General features: G+C 66.9%; 19 protein-coding genes and 1 pseudogene. 11 read left to right on the top strand and 9 right to left on the bottom strand.

Annotated elements, in window-relative coordinates:
• Together EJC49_RS25830 and EJC49_RS21895 are read left to right on the top strand one after the other, a co-directional pair.
• Positions 1 to 364: pseudogene (locus tag EJC49_RS25830) on the top strand (hypothetical protein); the annotation flags it as partial.
• Positions 365 to 384: 20 nt separating this feature from the next.
• On the top strand, positions 385 to 1,419 hold the full coding sequence (locus EJC49_RS21895; RefSeq protein ID WP_126702058.1) for a zinc-dependent alcohol dehydrogenase: 1,035 nt from the start codon (positions 385 to 387) through the stop codon (positions 1,417 to 1,419).
• Positions 1,420 to 1,591: 172 nt separating this feature from the next.
• On the opposite strand, the gene EJC49_RS21890 is transcribed toward EJC49_RS21895, so the two are convergent.
• Together EJC49_RS21890 and EJC49_RS21885 are read right to left on the bottom strand one after the other, a co-directional pair.
• Entirely contained in the window at positions 1,592 to 2,779 is a 1,188-nt protein-coding gene (locus tag EJC49_RS21890) for a M24 family metallopeptidase (protein WP_126702057.1), read from the bottom strand.
• A 26-nt stretch (positions 2,780 to 2,805) separates the two neighbouring features.
• Positions 2,806 to 3,648 (bottom strand): sugar phosphate isomerase/epimerase family protein, encoded by an 843-nt coding sequence (locus EJC49_RS21885; protein ID WP_126702056.1) that lies wholly within the window; start codon positions 3,646 to 3,648, stop codon positions 2,806 to 2,808.
• Positions 3,649 to 3,813: 165 nt separating this feature from the next.
• Here EJC49_RS21885 and EJC49_RS21880 point away from each other — a divergent pair, with 165 nt between their 5' ends.
• The 5 genes from EJC49_RS21880 to EJC49_RS21860 are packed head-to-tail and all read left to right on the top strand — an operon-like array spanning position 3,814 to position 8,411.
• Positions 3,814 to 4,803: a TRAP transporter substrate-binding protein gene (locus tag EJC49_RS21880; RefSeq protein WP_126702055.1), complete on the top strand. Its 990-nt coding sequence runs from the start codon at positions 3,814 to 3,816 to the stop codon at positions 4,801 to 4,803.
• Between the two features lie 5 nt (positions 4,804 to 4,808).
• Positions 4,809 to 5,279, top strand: a complete 471-nt coding sequence (locus EJC49_RS21875) for a TRAP transporter small permease (protein WP_126702054.1) — start codon at positions 4,809 to 4,811, stop codon at positions 5,277 to 5,279.
• Entirely contained in the window at positions 5,276 to 6,553 is a 1,278-nt protein-coding gene (locus EJC49_RS21870) for a TRAP transporter large permease (protein ID WP_126702053.1), read from the top strand. The genes EJC49_RS21875 and EJC49_RS21870 overlap by 4 nt, the downstream gene beginning before the upstream one ends.
• Before the next feature lie 22 nt (positions 6,554 to 6,575).
• Complete coding sequence (locus tag EJC49_RS21865; protein ID WP_126702052.1) at positions 6,576 to 7,571, top strand: zinc-dependent alcohol dehydrogenase; 996 nt, start codon at positions 6,576 to 6,578, stop codon at positions 7,569 to 7,571.
• Between the two features lie 15 nt (positions 7,572 to 7,586).
• On the top strand, positions 7,587 to 8,411 hold the full coding sequence (locus tag EJC49_RS21860; protein WP_126702051.1) for an aldo/keto reductase: 825 nt from the start codon (positions 7,587 to 7,589) through the stop codon (positions 8,409 to 8,411).
• Between the two features lie 4 nt (positions 8,412 to 8,415).
• On the opposite strand, the gene EJC49_RS21855 is transcribed toward EJC49_RS21860, so the two are convergent.
• The 4 genes from EJC49_RS21855 to EJC49_RS21840 form a co-directional block, all read right to left on the bottom strand.
• Positions 8,416 to 9,282 carry a DMT family transporter gene (locus EJC49_RS21855; protein WP_126702050.1) on the bottom strand — a complete coding sequence of 289 codons (867 nt, stop codon included), beginning with the start codon at positions 9,280 to 9,282 and terminating at the stop codon, positions 8,416 to 8,418.
• 61 nt (positions 9,283 to 9,343) lie between these two features.
• The gene (locus tag EJC49_RS21850; protein ID WP_126702049.1) at positions 9,344 to 10,084 is read right to left on the bottom strand and encodes an SDR family NAD(P)-dependent oxidoreductase; all 741 of its coding nucleotides are present in this window, start codon (positions 10,082 to 10,084) and stop codon (positions 9,344 to 9,346) included.
• A complete protein-coding gene (locus tag EJC49_RS21845) occupies positions 10,084 to 10,980 on the bottom strand; it encodes an NAD-dependent epimerase/dehydratase family protein (RefSeq protein ID WP_126702048.1) in 897 nt (298 codons plus the stop codon). Before EJC49_RS21845 ends, EJC49_RS21850 begins: the two co-directional genes overlap by 1 nt.
• Before the next feature lie 40 nt (positions 10,981 to 11,020).
• Positions 11,021 to 11,692, bottom strand: a complete 672-nt coding sequence (locus EJC49_RS21840) for a DUF4286 family protein (protein ID WP_126702047.1) — start codon at positions 11,690 to 11,692, stop codon at positions 11,021 to 11,023.
• A gap of 143 nt (positions 11,693 to 11,835) precedes the next feature.
• On the opposite strand from EJC49_RS21840, the gene EJC49_RS21835 reads away from it, so the two are divergent.
• Complete coding sequence (locus EJC49_RS21835; RefSeq protein WP_126702046.1) at positions 11,836 to 12,534, top strand: GntR family transcriptional regulator; 699 nt, start codon at positions 11,836 to 11,838, stop codon at positions 12,532 to 12,534.
• An 87-nt stretch (positions 12,535 to 12,621) separates the two neighbouring features.
• Positions 12,622 to 14,409 (top strand): FAD-dependent oxidoreductase, encoded by a 1,788-nt coding sequence (locus EJC49_RS21830; RefSeq protein WP_126702045.1) that lies wholly within the window; start codon positions 12,622 to 12,624, stop codon positions 14,407 to 14,409.
• Here the strand turns inward: EJC49_RS21830 and EJC49_RS21825 are convergent.
• From EJC49_RS21825 to EJC49_RS21815, 3 genes are read right to left on the bottom strand one after another with little or no spacing between them, the layout of a single operon-like run.
• Entirely contained in the window at positions 14,394 to 14,864 is a 471-nt protein-coding gene (locus EJC49_RS21825; RefSeq protein WP_126702044.1) for a DUF3237 domain-containing protein, read from the bottom strand. The genes EJC49_RS21830 and EJC49_RS21825 overlap by 16 nt on opposite strands.
• A 4-nt stretch (positions 14,865 to 14,868) precedes the next feature.
• Entirely contained in the window at positions 14,869 to 15,804 is a 936-nt protein-coding gene (locus EJC49_RS21820) for an alpha/beta hydrolase (protein ID WP_126702043.1), read from the bottom strand.
• Positions 15,805 to 15,836: 32 nt separating this feature from the next.
• Positions 15,837 to 16,496 (bottom strand): TetR/AcrR family transcriptional regulator, encoded by a 660-nt coding sequence (locus EJC49_RS21815; protein WP_126702042.1) that lies wholly within the window; start codon positions 16,494 to 16,496, stop codon positions 15,837 to 15,839.
• 202 nt (positions 16,497 to 16,698) lie between these two features.
• On the opposite strand from EJC49_RS21815, the gene EJC49_RS21810 reads away from it, so the two are divergent.
• Together EJC49_RS21810 and dctP are read left to right on the top strand one after the other, a co-directional pair.
• The gene (locus EJC49_RS21810) at positions 16,699 to 17,559 is read left to right on the top strand and encodes a shikimate dehydrogenase (RefSeq protein ID WP_280960059.1); all 861 of its coding nucleotides are present in this window, start codon (positions 16,699 to 16,701) and stop codon (positions 17,557 to 17,559) included.
• A gap of 94 nt (positions 17,560 to 17,653) precedes the next feature.
• The gene (gene dctP, locus EJC49_RS21805; RefSeq protein WP_170314832.1) at positions 17,654 to 18,640 is read left to right on the top strand and encodes a TRAP transporter substrate-binding protein DctP; all 987 of its coding nucleotides are present in this window, start codon (positions 17,654 to 17,656) and stop codon (positions 18,638 to 18,640) included.
• Positions 18,641 to 18,663 lie beyond the last annotated feature (23 nt).

Below are 18,663 nucleotides of genomic sequence, written 5' to 3'. Positions count from 1 at the left end.
CGCGGCGGCCACCACGCGCCTGTCCTTCGCCGAGGGCGCGGGCGAGGCAGCCGCGCGCGCAGGCGCGCCGGCGCTGGTCGAGACGATCCTCGCGATCAGGGGTGTCTGCGGGGCGCATGTCGGCCTGGCGCGCACCGAGGTTTCGGGCGTGCGCACCCGCGAGACCGAACTCCGCCCGGAGATGGCCGAGCGCGGCTTCGATGCGGTGGTCATCACGGAAGGCAGCGGCCGCCCCGAACTGGAGGCGGCGATCGGCGAAATCGAGGCGGCGATCGCGGCCAGCGCCTGCGGCTTCGTCGAACCGCGCAGCATCGCCTACAACCTCGCCTACGAGTTGACGTCGCACGACATGGGACAGTCCTGAGGGGCCGAGGGGAGAGATCGATGCGCGCGATCGCGAAGCTGGCGCCCCGGCATGGGGCCATGTCCATCGTCGAGAAGCCCGAACCCGTGCGGGCGGACGGCGACGTTCTGGTCAGGATCGGCGCCGGGGGCATCTGCGGCACGGACGTGGCGATCTGGAAATGGCACGAGGCGGTCGTGGGCCAGTACGCCCCCTCCTTTCCGGTCGTCGTCGGGCACGAGTTTTCCGGAACGGTCGAGCAGGCCCCGCTCGGCAGCGCGCTGAAGCGCGGCGACGTGGTGGCCATCAATCCGCAGCTTGCCTGCGGCAGGTGCCGCTATTGCGGCCTTGGCCGGCCGACGCTTTGCGACGACCGACGCCTGATGGGCGGTCATATCGACGGCGGCTGGACCGAGATGGTGAGCGTGCCGGAAAAACAGGTCTACCGGCTTCCCGGCGGTCTCGACACGGCGGTGGCGCCATTGCTCGAGCCGATGGCGGTCGCCGTGCATGCGGTTTTCGAGCGGGTGCCGGTGCGCGGCGGCGACGTGGTCGCGGTCATCGGCGCCGGCCCGATCGGCCTGCTCACCGGCATACTGGCGCTCCATGCCGGCGCCTCGGACGTGCTGATCACCGGCGTGGCCGCCGATCGCGCCCGCCTCGCATTGGCCCGCTCGCTCGGCATGATCACGGTCGATGTCGGTGAGACGGATCCCGTCCTGGCGCTGCGCAGGATAGCGCCGGCCGGCGCGGACGTGGTCTACGAGACGAGCGGCAACGCGACGGTTCTCGAGCAGACGCTCGCGCTTGCCGCGAAAGCCGGTCGCGTCGGCCTGATCGGCCTTTGCCATGGTCCGGCGAGCTTCGTTACCACGCCCGCCGTCCTGAAGGAGCTCGAACTGATCGGATCTCGCGGCTACAACGACCCGACATGGCGCCTGGTCATGCGGTTGCTGCCCGCCGTGGCCCCGACGATCATGAAGCTCGTCACGCATGAACTGGCCTTCGAGGACTTCGAGCAGGCACTCGGTCTCGTGGAGCGGCGCGAGGGTGTGAAGATCATCCTGCGGCCTTGAGCCCGTGCCGAAACTCTACTCCGACGGCCGCCTGACAGCGATTTCTGCGCTCCGGTGCTCACGGACCTCATGTCCACTCCGCTCCGGTTCTCGAAATCACCGCCATCCGACTCGCCGGAGCGACTTTCGAAACGGGCTCTCAGGTTTCCACGCGCGCAGAGCGGCCAAAGCGTCAGGCGCCGGCGCGGTTCCAGCCGCGATGGCCGTCGCCGAAGGCTTCCCAGCCCGTTTCGGTGACCGCCACCGTGTCCTCGAGCTTCAGGAATCCGAGACGCGGATGCTGCCAGGTGGTTTCGATCGAGAGAACCATTCCCGCGACAAGGGGACGGTCCCGGTGCGGCGCAGGATAGGGGATCGGCCCGTCGGCCATCAGCCGGGGCGCCTCGTGGCTGACGAGGCCCATGCCGTGCGCGACGAAGCTCAGCGTTCCTTCGCGCGGGATCTCGACCAGAGCCGCCACCGCTTCGAAGATGTCCGCACCGAGGCGGCCGGGCTGGACGGGCCGGCGCGCCGCCTGCTGGATGGCTTCGATCTCCGCCAGCGCCTCGACCAGTTCCGCGGCCGGTGGTTTGCCCAGGATGCCCATGCGGCAGATGTCGCCGATGTAGCCGCCGAGGTTGCCGCCGGAATCGAGCGACAGGATGTCTCCTTCCTGGATGATTTCGGCCGAGGGCGCGCGGTTCAGGCTGCCGCCGACGGTGATCAGGCAGTATTCGAACACCAGGCCATGGGCGACTTCGCGCTGCCTGAGCGTCTCCGTGATCTGCCCCTTGGTCTGGCCCGGCCTGATCGAGGCGAAGGTTTCCAGCATCGATCGCTCGATGCGTTCGGAAGCGGACCTGAGGAGTTCGAGTTCGGCGGGCGTCTTGATCATGCGCAAGGTCTCCATCACCTCCACGCAGTCGCGGGGCGGGACGGAGCCGAGTTCGCGTGACATCAACGCCCAGGCATCGGCGGGCAGGAATCCGGCCTCGACACCGATGCGGCCTCGATCCGCGCCGATCCCGCGCAGATGGTCGATGCAGAGCGCCATCGCGTCGGTCGTGCCGCGCGCCTTCGCCACGATCGTCGCCGGCCAGAAATCGCGGATTTCCTGCTCGTAGCGCTCGTTCGGGTTGGCGATGTAGGCTGCCTTGTCGGGTGCGCCCCTGGGATAGACGAGGATCGGCAGGTAGCGGCTGAGCCCGATCGCATCCATGGTGTCGAACATGAAGAAGCGATAGCCGCCGAGCATGTACTGCACGTTGTGCTTCGACGTGAGGACGAGCACGTCGAGCCCGGCCTCCTCCATCAATGCATCGAGCAGGCCGGCGTCGAAGGGAAGTTGCGGCGTCGAAATGGGCGAAGTGGCGTTTTCCATGCGTGGCGTCCCTCGAAGCAATGGCTCTAGACGCGAGCCGGCACCGGCGATTGTCGCGCGGCGTCGAAACGCTCCATCGCCGCGCGCGAGACGTCGAGCGTTCGGCGCGCCCATTGCGCCGCGCCGACGCTGGCGATCCGGGTGTGGCTGGGAATCTCCACGCTGACGATCAGGGACGCGGGGAGGGCCGCGACCTGGGCCTCGATGTCGACGCCGCCCTCGCCCGGCAGCAAACGTTCCTGGCGCGCGGTGAACAGGAGTTCGTCGCGAGACGTCGGAACTCCGGCCGGCGCGTCGCAGATCTGGATGTAACTCATGCGCGACGGCGGTATCGCCCTCAGGTCGTCGAGCGTGGTGGTCGATCGCGCCACGTGGATCGTGTCGATCAGAACCTCCGCGTTGGCGGCGCCGGAGGCAGTCACGACATCGAGCGCCATGCGGGCGTCGCGCAGCGCCGTCCAGGGCGTGAATTCGAGGTTGACGGTCAGCCCGAACGGCGCGGCGGCCGCACAGAGCGCGGCGAAGGTATCGGTCATGCGCGAAAGGTCCGGGTCGTCGCCGGCCGCGATCACGGTCCGGGCGCCGAGGCGTCCGGCGGCCTCCAGCATGGGCAGCCAGTCCTCCGCGCCGCTCCGGCCGTCGATCCTGGCGATCTCGACGTCGAGTACCCCGATCCCCGTGTCGCGCGCACGGCGCATGGTCTCGGCGAGCAGCGCCTTGTCCCTGAAGAGAGGGAAGGCTTTTCCCTGCTCGACCGCAGGCAGTATCCTCACGCCGACATAGTCGTAGCCGGCGGTCGCGGCGTGTTCGATCGTTTCGGCGGGATCGCGCTCAAGCGTCAGATATGAAAGGGAATATTGTCTCGTCATCGGGTTCGTGTCGCCTGTTTGCCAGATCGATTTTCAAGACCCTTATTGACATACAGTACCTCATTTGCCAAGCATGCGGCCGGGATTGTGCATCGTGTGAAAAGGCTGCGCGGTCGTCGCGACGATGATCGACTGCCGCAATTTGTCCCGCATTGGAGGAGAGACATGCGTTCCATTTCGAGAAGAATTTTCGTCGCCGCCCTTTCGGCAGGCATCGCGCTGGCGGCCGGCTCGGCCCATGCGCAAGACAAGATCACCATGCGCATCGCGCACAACATGCCGGAAGCGCACAGCTATGCGCTGTGGCTCGGCAAGTTCAAGGAAGTGCTCGAGGAGAAGCTGCCCGGCCGCTTCGACGTCAAGGTTTTCCCCGCAGCGCAGCTCGGCACCGAGACCGAGTATCTGGAGTCCATGCAGCTTGGAACGCTGGACGGCGCGATCATGGGCCGTCACGGCCAGATCGACCAGCGTCTCGACGTTCTCAACCTGCCGATGATCTATCGTGACGACGCGCATGTCGACGCGGTCCTGCACAGCGGCAGCGAGGTGCAGGAGCGCCTCGACGGCATTCTCTTCGAGCGCGGCTACAAGGTCCTCGCATGGGGCGAACTCGGCTTCCGCTACATCACCACCAACGGCAAGGAAGTCCGCAACGCGTCGGACCTGCAGGGGCTCGACATCCGGGTTCCCAACGTCCAGCCCTGGCTGACCGCCTTCAAGGCCTGGGGCGCCAACCCGACGCCGCTGCCCTTCGAGGAGGTCTATTCGGCCCTGCAGCAGGGCGTCGTCAGCGCCCAGGAAAACCCGCCGGAGAACATCTGGACCTCGAAGTTCTACGAGGTGCAGAAGACGATGAGCCTCACCGGCCACGCCAACATTCCGAGCCAGTTCGTCCTGTCGCGCGGATACTGGGAGAAGTTGCCCGAGGAGACGCGTGAGGTGGTGCTCGACGCCGCGCGCCAGGGCAGCCTGATCCAGGTCGCGGCCGCGCGCCAGGCGAACGCGGATCTCGTCGCCAGGCTCGAAGCCGAAGGCCTGACCATCATCCGCGACGTCGACAAGGAATCGTTCCGCGCCGGCGCGGAGGAGTCCTACAAGGCGTCCGAGGCGACGATCGGGCGTGACCTGATCGACGCGGTCCTGCAGGCGCAGTAACCAACGTGCGGCTCGTCAACACGATCCTGCGCGCGGTCATCGGACTGCTCATCGCCACGCTGGTCGTCAGCGTGGGGATGGGCGTCTTCTACCGCTACGTTCTCAAGGAATCACTGTACTGGGCGACGGAAGTCCCCAACGTGCTGCTGATCTGGATCGTGTTCCTGGGCAGTGTCGTGGCCTTCTACGAGAAGCGGCACATCGCCTTTTCCGTGCTGGCCGAGGCGCTGCCCGCGCCGCTCTCGCGCCTCATCTGCATCATTGCCGAGATCATCGTTCTCGGCTTCTTCGTCATCATGCTCGTCTATGGCTGGCAGATCGTCACGCAGGCCATGAACAGCCTCTCCGACGCGCTCAAGATTCCCCGCGGCTATTTCTATCTCTGCCTTCCCATCTCGGCGGCACTGATGGCGGCGTGCAGCGTCGAGAATCTCGTCAAGCTGGTCAGGCACCCCGCACCCGGACGTCCGTCATGATCCTCACGATCTTCGTCGTCTTCTTCATCTGCCTGTTCATCGGCGTGCCGATCGCCATCGCGATCGGTTCAGCAGCGGTCGCTGCCTTCTATCTCGACGGAACCTTCCCGCTCGCGCAGATTCCGCACAAGATGGTCAACGGCGTCTATTCCTTCCCGCTGGTCGCGGTGCCGCTGTTCATCCTGGCCGGGTCGCTGGCCGGAGAGACCTCCATCGCGCAGCGCCTGGTGCGGCTCGCCTCGGCGCTGGTCGGCCACATCCGCGGCGGCCTCGGACACGTCAACGTCGCATCGTCGATGTTCTTCGGCGGAATATCGGGATCGGCCGTCGCCGACACCGCCGCGGTCGGCAGCCTGATGATCCCGGCCATGGAAAAGCAGGGCTACTCCCGCGAGGACGCGGGCGCCATCACCATCTGCTCGTCGACCATCGGCATCCTCATCCCGCCCAGCATCCCGATGGTGCTCTACGGCGTCACCGTGGGCACGTCGATCGGCGCCCTGTTCCTGGCCGGTCTCGTGCCGGGCATCCTCGTCGGCCTGCTTTTGATGGTGACGGTCTACGTGATGGCCAAGCGCAAGGGCTGGCCGCAGTCGGAGCGGCGAGCACCCGTCGGCGAGTTGTGGGAAGCCTTCAAGGGCGCCATCCTGTCGCTTCTGTTGCCGGTGTTCCTGCTCGGCGCCATCGTCACCGGCCTGACCACGGCGACCGAGGCCGGCGTCATCGGCGTCGTCTACGCGCTGTTCCTGGCGGGTGTCGTCTACCGCGAATACTCGTTCCGCCAGCTCTTCTGGATCACCGTCGAATCGGCGGTGAACACCGCCGTTCCGCTTTTCGTGGTGGCGACGACATCGGTCGTCGCCTGGGTGGTGGCGATCGAGCAGTTCCCGGCCGAACTCGTTTCCTTCTTCACCGAACTCGACATCGGACCCATCTTCGTCCTGCTGCTGATGAACCTGTTCCTGCTGGTTGTCGGGATGTTCATCGACCTCGTGCCGGCGCTGATCCTGTTTGCTCCGATCCTGCTGCCGGTGGCGGTCGCGTCGGGGATGGATCCGATCCAGTTCGGCACCATGATGGTGGTCAATCTGGGTCTCGGCCTGGTCACCCCGCCGGTTGGCAACTGCCTCTATGTGGGCGCCGCCATCGCCAAGGTGGACCTGTGGAAGCTGGTGCGCGCCTCGGTTCCGTTCCTGCTGGTGAACGTGTTCGTGCTGATGCTGGTGACCTACGTTCCTGCCGTCAGCACGTTCCTGCCGTCGCTGTTCTTCTAGCCGAAAGCCGGAAAGCCATCGCATGAAAGCGCTCGTCTACCTGGGCAAGGAAACCCTCGACTATCGCGATTTTCCGGAGCCGGTGGCAGGTCCGGGGGAAGCGGTCGTGCGGGTCGACAGCTGCGGCATCTGCGGTTCCGACATGCACGGCTACCATGGCCACGATCCGCGTCGCGTCCCGCCGATGGTCATGGGACACGAGGCGGCCGGCGTGGTCGAGACGGGCGCGCTCGCGGGACGCCGCGTCGCGGTCAACCCGTTCCTGTTTTGCGGCCGCTGCGTCAACTGCCAGGCGGGCGCGCAGCACCTGTGCCTGAACCAGCGCAACATCGGGCTGCCGCCGCATGCCGGCGCCTTCGCCGACAGGGTCGTCGTGCCGGAGGGAAACCTGGTCGAAATCCCCGATTCGATGGCGATGGAAACGGCCGCGCTCGCCGAGCCGCTGGCGGTGTCCTACCATGCGGTGCAGATGGCTGTCCGGCTGATGCGCCGCCCGCTTCCCGGCGCGCGCGCCGTCGTGCTCGGCGGCGGCGCGATCGGCCTCGGCACCGCGCTGGCGCTGACGATCTGCGGAGCGGGTCGCGTCTCGATCGCCGAACCGCATCCGGGTCGCCGCGACGCCGCCGCGCGCGCGCACCCCGCCATTCATGCCTATGATCCGGCGACCGAAGAGCCGGACAGCCAGAGCGTGGACGTCGTCTTCGATGCCGTCGGCGCCCGCAGCACGCGCGAAGCGGCGTTCCGCATGGCCGCCCGCGGCGCCGTCGTGATCCACCTCGGCCTTCTGCCGGGATCGGAGGGCGTCGACGTGCGGCGCATGACGCTCGGCGAGATCATCTTTGCCGGTTCCTACTGTTACTCCATGCCCGATTTCCGCGAGACGGTTGCGCTTCTCGCGTCCGGGCGGTTCGGCGACCTCGGCTGGACCGAGCAGCGGCCGATGCGCGACGGGGCGCAGGCCTTCCACGATCTCGACTCCGGTCGTACCGCGTCGGCGAAGATCATCCTGAGGAACTGAAGGCGGAGCGGAGCGATGAAGAACAAGATCATCAAGGGCGTATCGGTGCCCGCCATCGGGCTTGGAACGTTCGAGTTGACAGGACCTGCGGGCACGCGCGCGATCCGATCGGCGATCGATGCCGGGTATCGCCATATCGACACGGCGATCCGATACGGCAACGAGACGGAGGTCGGCCAGGCGATCCGCGACAGCGGCATCGCCCGCGACGAGCTCTTCGTGACGACGAAGATCTGGTTCGACAACCTCGCACCAGAGAACGTCGCCGCCCGCACCGCCGAGAGCCTCGAACGGCTTCAGCTCGATCACGTCGACCTGCTGCTGGTGCACTGGCCGAGCCGCGACATTCCGCTTGGCGAGACGCTCGCCGCCTTCGCCGAGCAGCGCGCGCGCGGCCGGACCCGACTGATCGGGGTCAGCAATTTTACCACCGGGCTGCTCGACGAAGCGATCCGTGTCCACGGCGCCGACCTTTTCGCAAACCAGGTCGAGTATCACCCGTTCATGGCGCAGCCCCGCGTCATGAAGGCGGTGCGGGAGGCGGGAATGCTGATGACGGCCTACCTGCCGCTGGCGCGGGGCGCGGTGTTCCAGTCCGACCTCCTGCGCGACATCGGCGCCCGGCATGGCAAGTCGGCTGGCCAGGTGGCCTTGCGCTGGCTGATCCAGCAGGACGGCGTGGCAGCCATTCCGCGCTCGTCGAAGATCGAAAACATCAAGGCGAACCTCGACGTCTTCGACTTCGAGCTGGAGACCGGTGACATGGACCGGATTTCCGGCCTCGACGAGCACAGACGCCTGTGCGACTTCGACTGGTCGCCGGCCTGGGATCCGGCCTGAACGGTCACGTCCGGTTTTCGCGCCACCAGATGTAGAGGCCGCTCGCGACCAGCAGCACCGTTCCGGCGATCATCGTCGGGGCAAGCGGATCGCCGAACCAGTACCAGCTGTAGAGGGCGGCGAAGATCACCTGGCCGTAGAGAAACGGCGAAAGCAGCGACGCCGAGGCATGGGCAAAGCCGCGCAGCAGCATGAAATGCCCGACGGTGGCCAATCCACCCAAAAGCACCAGCAGCGCGGCGTCGGCAAGGCCTGGCGTGACCCAGGCCGGCACGACGACGACGGACAGGATGAGGGCGCCAGCAGCCGTGGTGTGGAACTGGGCCGCCTCGCGCTCCGTCGGATCCGCGAGCTGCCGGGTCAGCAGAATGTAGATCGCATTCGCGACCGAGCCGGCGAGCGCCAGAACGTGATAGACACCGGTGTCGCCGAAGCCGGGCCGGATGATCAGGATCACGCCCGCCATGCCGCAGACCAGGGCGCCGATCCGGTGAATGCCGATGCGTTCCTTCAGGAAGATCACCGACAGGAGCGTGATGACGAAGGGCGAGAAGAACACGATCGCGGTGACGTCTGCGATCGGGACATGCGCCAGTGCCGCGTAGACGCAGGCGCTCGCCGTGAGCAACGCCATTCCGCGCAGCAAGTGGAGCACCGGGCGGCGGGTGCGCAGGAAGCGGCGGCCCGTGGTGCCTGCCAGATAGCCGGTCGAAAACATCGTGTGCACGACGTAGCGCGCCCAGAGCACCTGCACGACGGGGAGCGTGGCCATCAGCTGCTTGCCCAGGCTGTCGAGCGTCGCGAAAGTGAGGCCGGCCATCAGGATCAGCACGATGCCGATCGTCAGCCCGCCGCCGTGTCCGGTCTTCATCGATCCACCGCCGTCGTCATCCGGCCATCCGGGCGTCTGGCAGGCCGCTTGCTTCGTCGGCTCAATAGGTTGCCCGACCACCGGAAACGTCGAAGGTGAAGCCAGTCGCAAAGGAGCATTCGGGACTGGCAGCGAAGGCCGCCGCCGCCGCGACCTCTTCCGCGGTGATGAAGCGCCCGAGCGGGATCTTGTTCCGGCTCTCCTCGACAAAACGCGGCGTCATCTGGCCCAGAAGCGCCGTCTCCACCATCGCCGGCGCGATGCAGTTGGCCAGCACGCCGGATCCGGCCAGTTCCCGCGCGATGGACTTGGTGAAGCCGATCACGCCGGCCTTCGCCGCTCCGTAGGCGCAGATGCCCGGCACCGGCTCCTTGCCGCCGATCGAGGCCACATTGACGATGCGGCCATAGCCCTGGGCCTTCATGTGCGGAATGCATGCGCGACAACACAGGAAGACCGCGGTGAGATCAAGGGCCAGGACACGCAACCAGTCTTCCAGCCGGTACTGCTCCACGGGAGCGACGGGCCCGGTGATCCCCGCATTGTTGACCATGACGTCGATGCGACCGAAGCTCGACCTGACGTCGTCCATCGCCGCGGTCACCGCCTCAGGAACGGTCACGTCGACCTTGACCGCCGAAGCGGGCCGGAAACTCGTCTTGTCGGCATCGAAACCCGTCAGGTCCAGATCCCAGATGACCACGGCGGCGCCTTCGGCGGCGAGACGCCTGGCGATCGCCAGGCCCAGTCCCCGTGCGCCGCCGGTGACGATCGCGACCTGCCCGTCGAAGCGGCCGGCCATCAAGCTGGCCCCCTGTAGAAGTCGATGGTCGAGCGCAGGCCCGTTTCGAGATCGGTCGGGCGCCAGTCCGGCAACAGGCTGGCGAGCGCCGCGTCGCGGTCCGGACAGGCAATCGGCATCGGATCTCCCGCACAGTCGATGCGGGCACCGGGTACGGCCTCGCGGATGGCGGCCACGACATCATCGGCCGACGTGGACTGGCCGAGCAGGTTGACGACATGCGCACCGGCGAGCGGCATGCGAACGGCCTGGACGAACGCGGCCGCCACGTCCGCGACGTGGATCATGTCGAACGATCCGGTGATCGGCATCGTGTAGGCCTCGCCCCGCGCCGCCGCCCGGCAAGCAAGGGTCGGGCCGGCCGACAGCCCGCCATCCCGACCGGGACCGTAGACGACGTAGGGCCGGAAGCCGATCGAGGCGATGCCGTCGTCTTCGAAGAAGGCGCGGGCGGAGTGCTCCGACGCCAGCTTGTAGGCGCCATAGAGCGTGGTCGGGTGTGGTTCCGGGCCGCCATCGGGACCAAAAACGCCGATGCTGCTCATGTAGATCACGGACGGCATGCCGTGCTCACGCGCCGCCAGGAAGGCGTTGAGCGTCCCGAGGAGGTTGACCTGCGCGCCGAGGATCGGATCCGCCCTGCAGGCGGGCGTCAACAGCCCGGCTAGATGGATGATCCGTTCGCAGCCGCGTGCGGCGTCGACCACCGCGCGCGTGTCGGCGATGTCGGCCGAAACCCATTCGAGACCGGCGGCGAAGTCCAGGCCGGCGATGTGTCCGACCTTCGTTCGGTCGTCGGCACGATCGAGCACGACGGGGATGAAGCCCTCACGCGCCAGTTCCCGCAGGATCCAGGCTCCGATGAAGCCGCCGCCGCCGGTGACGAGTACTCTCATGGTCTGCCCTCTCCGCTCGCGCGTGCCGGATGACGAAGGGTCAGCGGGCATCCTCCGCGCCGATGACGTGCTGCACCCGATACATCGTCGCGATGGCGCCTTCGGCTGCGTCGCCAAGGCGGTCGAGCGTCGCGCGCAGCGAAATGCCCGCCGCGCGATGATCGTAGGAATCGATCAGGATGGCGGCGACGACGGTGCGGTCGACCTCGCCCCGGCTCTCGCGAAACGCCTTCTCGGCCGTCGGCTGCTGGCCGAGCTGCGTGTCGCCATCCAGGATGTGGGCGCCCAGCACACCCGGGATATCCGCGATGGCGGGAAGCCAGTCGATCGGCCCGAGCGGGTCGGCGAACTGGACCGTGGCGTTCCAGCCGCCGACGCCGCGCCCGATGCTCTGCCGGACACGGCAGACGGTGCGCGAAGGCGCCACATAGGCCGACAGGATGCGCCGCGTCCACGGCGTCGGGTCGTTCAAGCGGGCCAGATAGGGCGGCGAGACGAACACGTCGGCCGTCTCGGCCTCGTACATCATGAAGTATTTCTGGTCCTCGCTGGTGCCGTCCACGCCGATTGCCCGTCTTCCGCGCCGGAATCCGGGCACCGAAAGGCGCTCGGGCATGTGCTCCATGCTGTGCCAGGCGTTGTAGTCGTCCTCCTGTTCGGCGACGACGCCGCCCCAGTTCACCAGCACACCCCGTCCAAGCAGTCCGGTCACGTCGACCTCCGTCAAAACCATCGTCCGCTATTTGCCTTTTGAGGTACTGTATGTCAATGATCGACGCCGACGTGGAGGCTGTACCGTGAAGCGAATTCGTCTAATGTCTGCATCTGGTATGTCAGAAGCAGGGGGCCGGGACGATGGCGTTGAAGGCAAACAAGAACATCAACCCGATGAAGAAGAGCCCCATCAGCCGGCCTCAGTCGCTGGCGATGTCGGTTGCCGAACGGTTGAAGGCGGCCATCCTGAAGCGCGAGCTTTCGCTGGGCGAGGCGCTGTCGGAAGAGAAGATCGCGGCGGCGATGGACGTCAGCCGGACGCCGGTGCGGGAGGCGCTGACGATCCTTCAGCTCCAGGGCCTGATCACCATCGTGCCCCGCCGCGGCAGCTTCGTCTTCAGGCCGGAGAAGGAGGACCTCCAAGCGCTCGTCGAGTACCGGCTGCGGCTGGAACTGCTGGCAAGCGAACTCGCCACGGAACGCGCGCCGGAGGCGTTGCTCCAGTCGCTGTCCAAGACCATCGAGACGATGGAAAAGGCGCGCGACAATGACGACACGCTCGCCTATGCGAACGCCGACACGCGTTTCCACAATGCCTTCTTCGATCATTGCGGAAATCACTTCTTCGTCGAAGCCTACGACATCGTCGCCGGTCGCATCGCGGCGTTGCGCGCGCACATGTCCGCCGAACTCGGGCTGCATCGCCAGCGGACCTTCCAGGAACATCTCGAGATCGTCGAGGCCATCAAGAAGCGGGACGTCGCTGCACTCCACGCCGTGCTCAGGACGCATATCGCGGAGATGGAACCCAACTACGCCAACGCGCTGCAACTGGTTTGACCTTCCTCGCCTGAACGGCGGCGCCGACGCGCGGCGCGCCTCGTCGGCGGCGGGCGCGATCCGGTCACGGCCGGGAGACCGGCGGGGATGGTGACGCGCAGCGACCGGTTCCTTTCGGGGCTCCCCGAAGACGCCGTCTACGACCTCGCCGTGCTCGGCGCGGGCGCGCCGGGCCTCGCATGCGCGGCGATGGCTGCGCGTCTCGGCTGTCGCGTGCTCCTGATCGAGCGAACCGCCCATGTCGGCGGGACGTCGGCCTATTCGGCCGGGACGCTGTGGGTGCCCAACACGCGGCACGCGCAGGCGCTGGACGCCGACGACGACGTCGAGAAGGCCGCGGACTATCTCGACCGTACGGTCGGCAACCGTTCGCCAAGGGCCTTGCGCGACCGTTTCCTGGCGGCGGGACCCGACGCGGTGGCCTTCCTGGAAGACCAGGCCGGCGTGCGGCTGCGCGCGCGGCCGTTTCATCCCGACTACCTGTCCGACATCGAGGGCTCGACGCATTTCGGTCGCGCGCTGGAACCCATGCCGTTCGATGGTCGGCTGCTCGGTGACGATTTCGACCTCGTGCGGCCGCCGATCCCGGAATTCACCATTCTCGGCGGCATGATGGTCGACCGCGACGACATCGCGAGCCTGCTGACGATGACCCGTTCGGCCAAGGCGTTCGCGCATACGCTGAAGCTGGTCGGACGCCATGCCGCCGACAGGCTCCGCCGAAGCCGTGGCACGCGGCTGGTCATGGGCAATGCGCTGGTCGGGCATCTGCTTCTGGCGGCGCGGAGGGCCGGCGTCGACATCGCCACCGACGCCCGTGTCGACCGGATGCTCGCGACGAACGGCACGGTGGATGGCCTCGTCGTCGAGCAGGGCGGAGTGACCCGGCGCATTGGCGTGACGCGCGGCGTGGTTCTGGCCAGCGGCGGCTTTGCCGGCAATGCGCCGATGCGGTCACGATATCTGCCGCCGTCCGTGCCCGCGTTCGGACCAGGGGCGCCGGGACCGAAGGGCGAGCTGCACGCGATGGCGATGGAGCTCGGCGGGTTTCATGGACGGGATGCCTGGCAGCCTTGCTTCTGGGCGCCGTGCTCGGTGAACCGCCGCGCCGATGGCTCGCTGGCGGTGTTTCCGCATTTCGTCTTCGACCGCAGCAAGCCGGGCACCGTGTGCGTGGCCCGCGACGGACGCCGCTTCGTCAACGAGAGCATCTCCTATCACTTGTTCGGGGCGGCGATGATCGAGCGCGACGAGGCCGGGTCCACGATCCCGGCCTTCCTGATTGCCGATCACGCCGCGATGCAGAAATATGGTCTCGGCATGGTGCGGCCCGGCGCGCGCGGGCTGAAGCGGTATCTGGCGTCAGGCTATGTGGTGGAGGGCCGCACGCCGCGCGAGCTCGCGGAGCGACTGGGCATCGATGCCGCGAACCTCGAACAGACGATGGCGCAGATGAAGGAACATGCGGAGCGCGGCGTCGACAGCGAGTTCGGCCGTGGCTCGACGGTCTATCAGCGCGCCAATGGCGATCCGTCGCATGGACCGAACCCGACCCTCGGCGCGCTCGCGACGGCGCCCTTCTACGCCGTCCGGCTCTATCCCTGCGACATCGGCAGCGCGCAGGGATTCGTCACCGATGCAGACGCATGCGTGCTGCGCGAGGACGGCTCGGCGGTGGAAAACCTGTATGCCATCGGCAACGACATGCAGTCGATCATGGGCGGCGTCTATCCGGGGCCGGGGATCACGCTCGGGCCCGGCATCGTCTTCGGCTATATCGCCGCCAGGCATGCTGCGGCGAAGGCCGCATCGGACAGTGGTTCTGCCGCGGCGCCGACGACACCGGAGCGGCAGGATCCTCAGGAGACGACGTAGACGTCGATCGCGATCCGGCCCGCCTTCGGGTCCGGCGCGAGGCTCGCAACGAAGATGCGGTCTCGCAGCCAGGCGTGCGGTCCGTCCGGTGTCTCGAAACGCGGTGCCGAGCGAAAGTAGTACTCGTCCGTCCCGACGGTTTCGCCGGCCCGCAGTCGCGCCAGCACCTCGGGCGGGGAGACCCGCAGGCCACGGTTCCTGACCAGGATCGGCGTGCCGTCGTCCGCGATGACCGTGTAGGTGGCCTCGATCTCGCTCGTCCCGTCCGGCCGGATCAGCGGCCAGTCTGAGCCGCCGGGCATGATCGTCCCCTTCAACCGGGGACCGTCCACCGAACCGGCGAGGATCGGGATGTGCAGCCGCTCGCCAGCGGCCGAGTGCCCGCCCGACATCGGCTTGGCGATCTCCGCCACGATGGTGAAGACGTGCTCGAGCGCGGGAATCGCGGGCGTCATCGCCTCAGGCCCCGTTGCGCTCGTCGAGCCAGGCACACATCGCCTGCAACGCATCCCGGCTCGCCGCGCAGTACTCCATCGCCCGCAGGTAGCCGTGAATCAGCCCCGTGCCCCGATGCAGGACGACGGGGACGCCGGCCGCCTCCAGCGCCTGCGCATAGGCGATGCCGTCGTCGCGCAGCGGATCATGCTCGGCCACCGCCACGAAGGCGGGCGGCAATCCGGAGTGGTCCTTCGCCTTCAACGGCGCCGCGAGCGGGTCCACTCGATCCGCCTCGTTGGGCATGTACATGGCGTTGACCGCGGGCATGCCGGCGGTGGTCAGCAGCGGCCCGTCGGCATTTTCGGTGAAAGAGGGCCGGGCCTGTTCGAACTCCACGGCAGGATAGATCAGCAGCTGGGCATGGAGGGGACAATCCGACCCGCGGAACTTCAGCGCGATGGCGGCCGCCAGGTTGCCGCCCGCGCTGTCGCCGCCGATGGCGATGCGCGTCGGGTCGATACCGAGTTCACCGGCCTGCGCGAAGGCCCATTCGACCACTGCGCCGACCTGCACGATCGCGGCCGGAAACGGATGCTCCGGCGCCAGCGCATAATCGACGCTGATCACCGTCTGGCGGTTGAAGGCGGCGATCCGGGCCGTGATGTCCCAATGCGTCTCGGGGCTGCCCTGCATCCAGGCGCCGCCATGCATGTAGATCAGGCAGGGCTGGGAGGTGCCGCCGTCTTCATGTCGGAAGACCCGCACGCGAACGGCGCCCGCCGGGGTGTCGATCCATTCGACGCGGTCGGTGGAGACGCCGTCGGGCGTCGGCAGGCGCATCTCGGCGGCGACCACCTCGAAATGGGCCCGCCGGTCCTGCGGCGTGGCCTTGGCCGGGAGTTTGGCCCATTGCCGCTGCCATTCGTCGAGAAACGGCTTCAGTTCCGGATCGAGCATTGCATGTCCTCGTGGGGCTGGGAGGCGAAGGGTCAGGCCATGACGAAGCGCATGACCATCTCGACGGCGTGTCCGCGCAGGATTTTCTGGCCATCGGGTCGAAAGAGGGCGGCTCCGAAAATGCGCGAAAAGGTCGGCCTGTTGGAAACGTTGAAGAAGCTGAGCGCGCTGATCATCCAGTGCAGTTCCAGCGGTTCGATCTCCGGGCGGAAGAGCCCGGCGGCGCGCCCGCGCGCGCAGATCTGCTCCAGCTTGCGGATGGCCCCTTCATTCATCGTCGCGATCAGGTCGGACTGTTCGAGATAGGCGCCGTGGTGGATGTTCTCGATCATCACGATGCGGATGAAGTCGGGATTGGAACTGTGGTGGTCGAAGGTGAATTCGACCAGCCTGGCAAGGGCCGCGTCAGGCTCGAGGTGCTCGAGGTCCAGCTCCTGCTCGCCGCTGCGGACCTTGCGATAGGCCTCCTCGAGCACGGTGCGGTACAGCCCCTCCTTGTCGCCGAAATAGTAGTAGATCATGCGCTTGGACGTCAGGGTCTTGGCTGCGATCTCGTCGATCCGCGCGCCCGACAGGCCGTTCTGGGCGAACTCCGCCATGGCCACCGCGACGATGTTGCTGCGAACGCCCTCCGGATCCTGCTTCCAGCCGACCCGACCGGCCTTCTCGACCGAACCGATGCCTTCACCCATCCCCGTCTCCTCCCGTCATGCCACCGGCATACACGAATTAACTGCTTCGTACAAAGCCCTTGACATAATTAACCGCCCCGTACATTGTTGGGTCCATACACCGGCCGGCGAGCGATGGAGGTCGTTCGGCTCGCGCCGGGCCAGGAGGATCTGCTTGCGTCATCGCGTCGAAAGCGTTGCGGACATCGGTCCCGCCGCCGGCCTGTCACATGACAGGACCGTTCTCGTCGGCCTGCTCGGCAAGGGCATCCAGCTGTCGCGAACGCCGGCCATGCACGAGGCGGAAGGCCGGGCGCTTGGCATTCCCTATGTCTATCGCCTTCTGGACACCGACTGCATGAGTGCGGCGACCGATGTCGCAGACATCCTGCGTTTCGCCGAGGATTTCGGTTTCTCGGGTCTCAACGTCACCTTTCCCTACAAGCAGGACGTCGTGCCGCTGCTCGACGAACTGTCGCCGGCGGCGCGATCGATCGGATCGGTCAACACGGTGGTCTTTCGCGACGGCCGACGCTTTGGCCACAACACCGACATGTGGGGTTTCGCCGAAAGCTTCCGGCGCGGGCTTCCAGGCGTGCCGCGCCGGCATGTCCTGATGATCGGCGCCGGTGGGGCCGGGGCGGCCGTGGCTCACGCGCTGCTGGAATCCGGCGTCGAGCGGTTGTCGATCGCCGACACCGACACGGATCGGGCGCAGGCGCTCGCCCTCAAGCTTTCCGGCTTCTTCGGCGAAGGGCGGTGCCAGGCCTCGCCGGCCGCCGACATCGCCGGCTCGGTGGACGGGATCGTCAACGCGACGCCGGTCGGCATGGCCAAGGTGCCGGGCATGCCGATCGATCCGGATCAGATCGGAGCCGGCACGTGGGTGGCCGACATCATCTATTTCCCGCTCGAGACGGAGTTCCTGCGCGTGGCGCGGGCAAAAGGGTGCCGCACGCTTTCGGGCGAGGGGATGGCGCTGTTCCAGGCCGTGCGGGCGTTCGAACTCTTTGCCGGCGTCAAGCCGGATACGGATCGGATGAGGGCGGCCTTCGTCGCTTTCGCAGACGCAACTGCCGGGTGAGGCCCCCTGGGCCTGCCCCGGATCCGGGTCCGGCAGCAGGAACTGAACCGCGCGGCAATTGCCGGGCGAACGACGCGGAAAGGGAGGAATTTTCATGCGTTCGACGACGACAAGATTCATGGGCGGCGTGGCGGGGCTCGCCATCCTGCTCTCCGTTTCGGCAGGACAGGCGCAGGACAAGGTGCAGATCGTCTATTCCGACACGGTTCCCGAAACCGACATCCGCACGACGATCCTGCGCAAGGAGTTCGGCGAGTGCCTGGGTGACGAGTTCGATTTCAAGTCCTACCACGGGGCGACGCTGTTCAAGCAGGGCACCGAACTCACCGCCATGCAGCGCGGCAACCTCGACATGGCCAACCTCGCCATCTTCGATTTCTACAACCAGGTTCCCGCCACCAGCATTCTGGGCACCGCCTACCTGTTCCGCGACTACGACCACATGCGCAAGGTGATGAGGCCGGAGCCTCTGGCCGATCTCTGGAAGGAGATCGAGGAGAAGGCCAACGTCAAGGTTCTGGCCAATGCCTATATCGGCACGCGCCACCTGAACCTGAGGGGCGACCGGAAGATCATGGAGCCGGCGGACCTTGCCGGCGTGAAGCTGCGCATGCCGGGCGGCGAGGGCTGGCAGTTCGTCGGCGAGGCGCTGGGCGCCAACCCGACCCCGATGCCCTTCACCGAGGTCTATACCGGCCTGCAGACCGGGGCGATCGACGCGCAGGACAATCCGCTGACCGCCAACAAATCGATGAAGTTCCACGAGGTCACCGACCAGATCGTGCTGACCGGCCACCTGATCGCCAACAATCAGCATACGATCTCGATGTCGAAGTGGAACAGCATGACGCCGGATCAGCAGGCCAAGGTGCAGGAATGCGCCCTGAACTTCGAGGCGGCGCTCGACGCCGAGACCCTGCGCCAGGAAGCCGAACTGGTGACGTTCTTCGAAAGCGAAGGTCTCACGGTCTACGAGCCCAACAAGGAAGCGTTCCGCAACCACGTGCTCGAGAAGTACAAGGCATCCAAATTCTCGGCCGACTGGCCGGAAGGCCTGCTCGACAAGATCAACGCACTCTGACGCGGCGGGCCTGAACCGCGCCG

The organism is Aquibium carbonis, assembly GCF_003970795.1.
GTDB lineage: Bacteria > Pseudomonadota > Alphaproteobacteria > Rhizobiales > Rhizobiaceae > Aquibium > Aquibium carbonis.
This window is presented reverse-complemented; position numbering and strand designations above follow the sequence as displayed.

Bases quoted from the DNA above. Each gene is read 5' to 3' on its own strand.
- EJC49_RS21880 (WP_126702055.1), top strand. From the start codon at position 3,814: ATGCGTTCCATTTCGAGAAGAATTTTCGTCGCCGCCCTTTCGGCAGGC.
- EJC49_RS21865 (WP_126702052.1), top strand. From the start codon at position 6,576: ATGAAAGCGCTCGTCTACCTGGGCAAGGAAACCCTCGACTATCGCGAT.
- dctP (WP_170314832.1), top strand. From the start codon at position 17,654: ATGCGTTCGACGACGACAAGATTCATGGGCGGCGTGGCGGGGCTCGCC.
- EJC49_RS21845 (WP_126702048.1), bottom strand. From the start codon at position 10,980: ATGAGAGTACTCGTCACCGGCGGCGGCGGCTTCATCGGAGCCTGGATC.
- EJC49_RS21895 (WP_126702058.1), top strand. From the start codon at position 385: ATGCGCGCGATCGCGAAGCTGGCGCCCCGGCATGGGGCCATGTCCATC.
- EJC49_RS21835 (WP_126702046.1), top strand. From the start codon at position 11,836: ATGGCGTTGAAGGCAAACAAGAACATCAACCCGATGAAGAAGAGCCCC.
- EJC49_RS21885 (WP_126702056.1), bottom strand. From the start codon at position 3,648: ATGACGAGACAATATTCCCTTTCATATCTGACGCTTGAGCGCGATCCC.
- EJC49_RS21830 (WP_126702045.1), top strand. From the start codon at position 12,622: ATGGTGACGCGCAGCGACCGGTTCCTTTCGGGGCTCCCCGAAGACGCC.
- EJC49_RS21815 (WP_126702042.1), bottom strand. From the start codon at position 16,496: ATGGGTGAAGGCATCGGTTCGGTCGAGAAGGCCGGTCGGGTCGGCTGG.
- EJC49_RS21870 (WP_126702053.1), top strand. From the start codon at position 5,276: ATGATCCTCACGATCTTCGTCGTCTTCTTCATCTGCCTGTTCATCGGC.
- EJC49_RS21855 (WP_126702050.1), bottom strand. From the start codon at position 9,282: ATGAAGACCGGACACGGCGGCGGGCTGACGATCGGCATCGTGCTGATC.
- EJC49_RS21825 (WP_126702044.1), bottom strand. From the start codon at position 14,864: ATGACGCCCGCGATTCCCGCGCTCGAGCACGTCTTCACCATCGTGGCG.
- EJC49_RS21850 (WP_126702049.1), bottom strand. From the start codon at position 10,084: ATGGCCGGCCGCTTCGACGGGCAGGTCGCGATCGTCACCGGCGGCGCA.
- EJC49_RS21820 (WP_126702043.1), bottom strand. From the start codon at position 15,804: ATGCTCGATCCGGAACTGAAGCCGTTTCTCGACGAATGGCAGCGGCAA.
- EJC49_RS21860 (WP_126702051.1), top strand. From the start codon at position 7,587: ATGAAGAACAAGATCATCAAGGGCGTATCGGTGCCCGCCATCGGGCTT.
- EJC49_RS21890 (WP_126702057.1), bottom strand. From the start codon at position 2,779: ATGGAAAACGCCACTTCGCCCATTTCGACGCCGCAACTTCCCTTCGAC.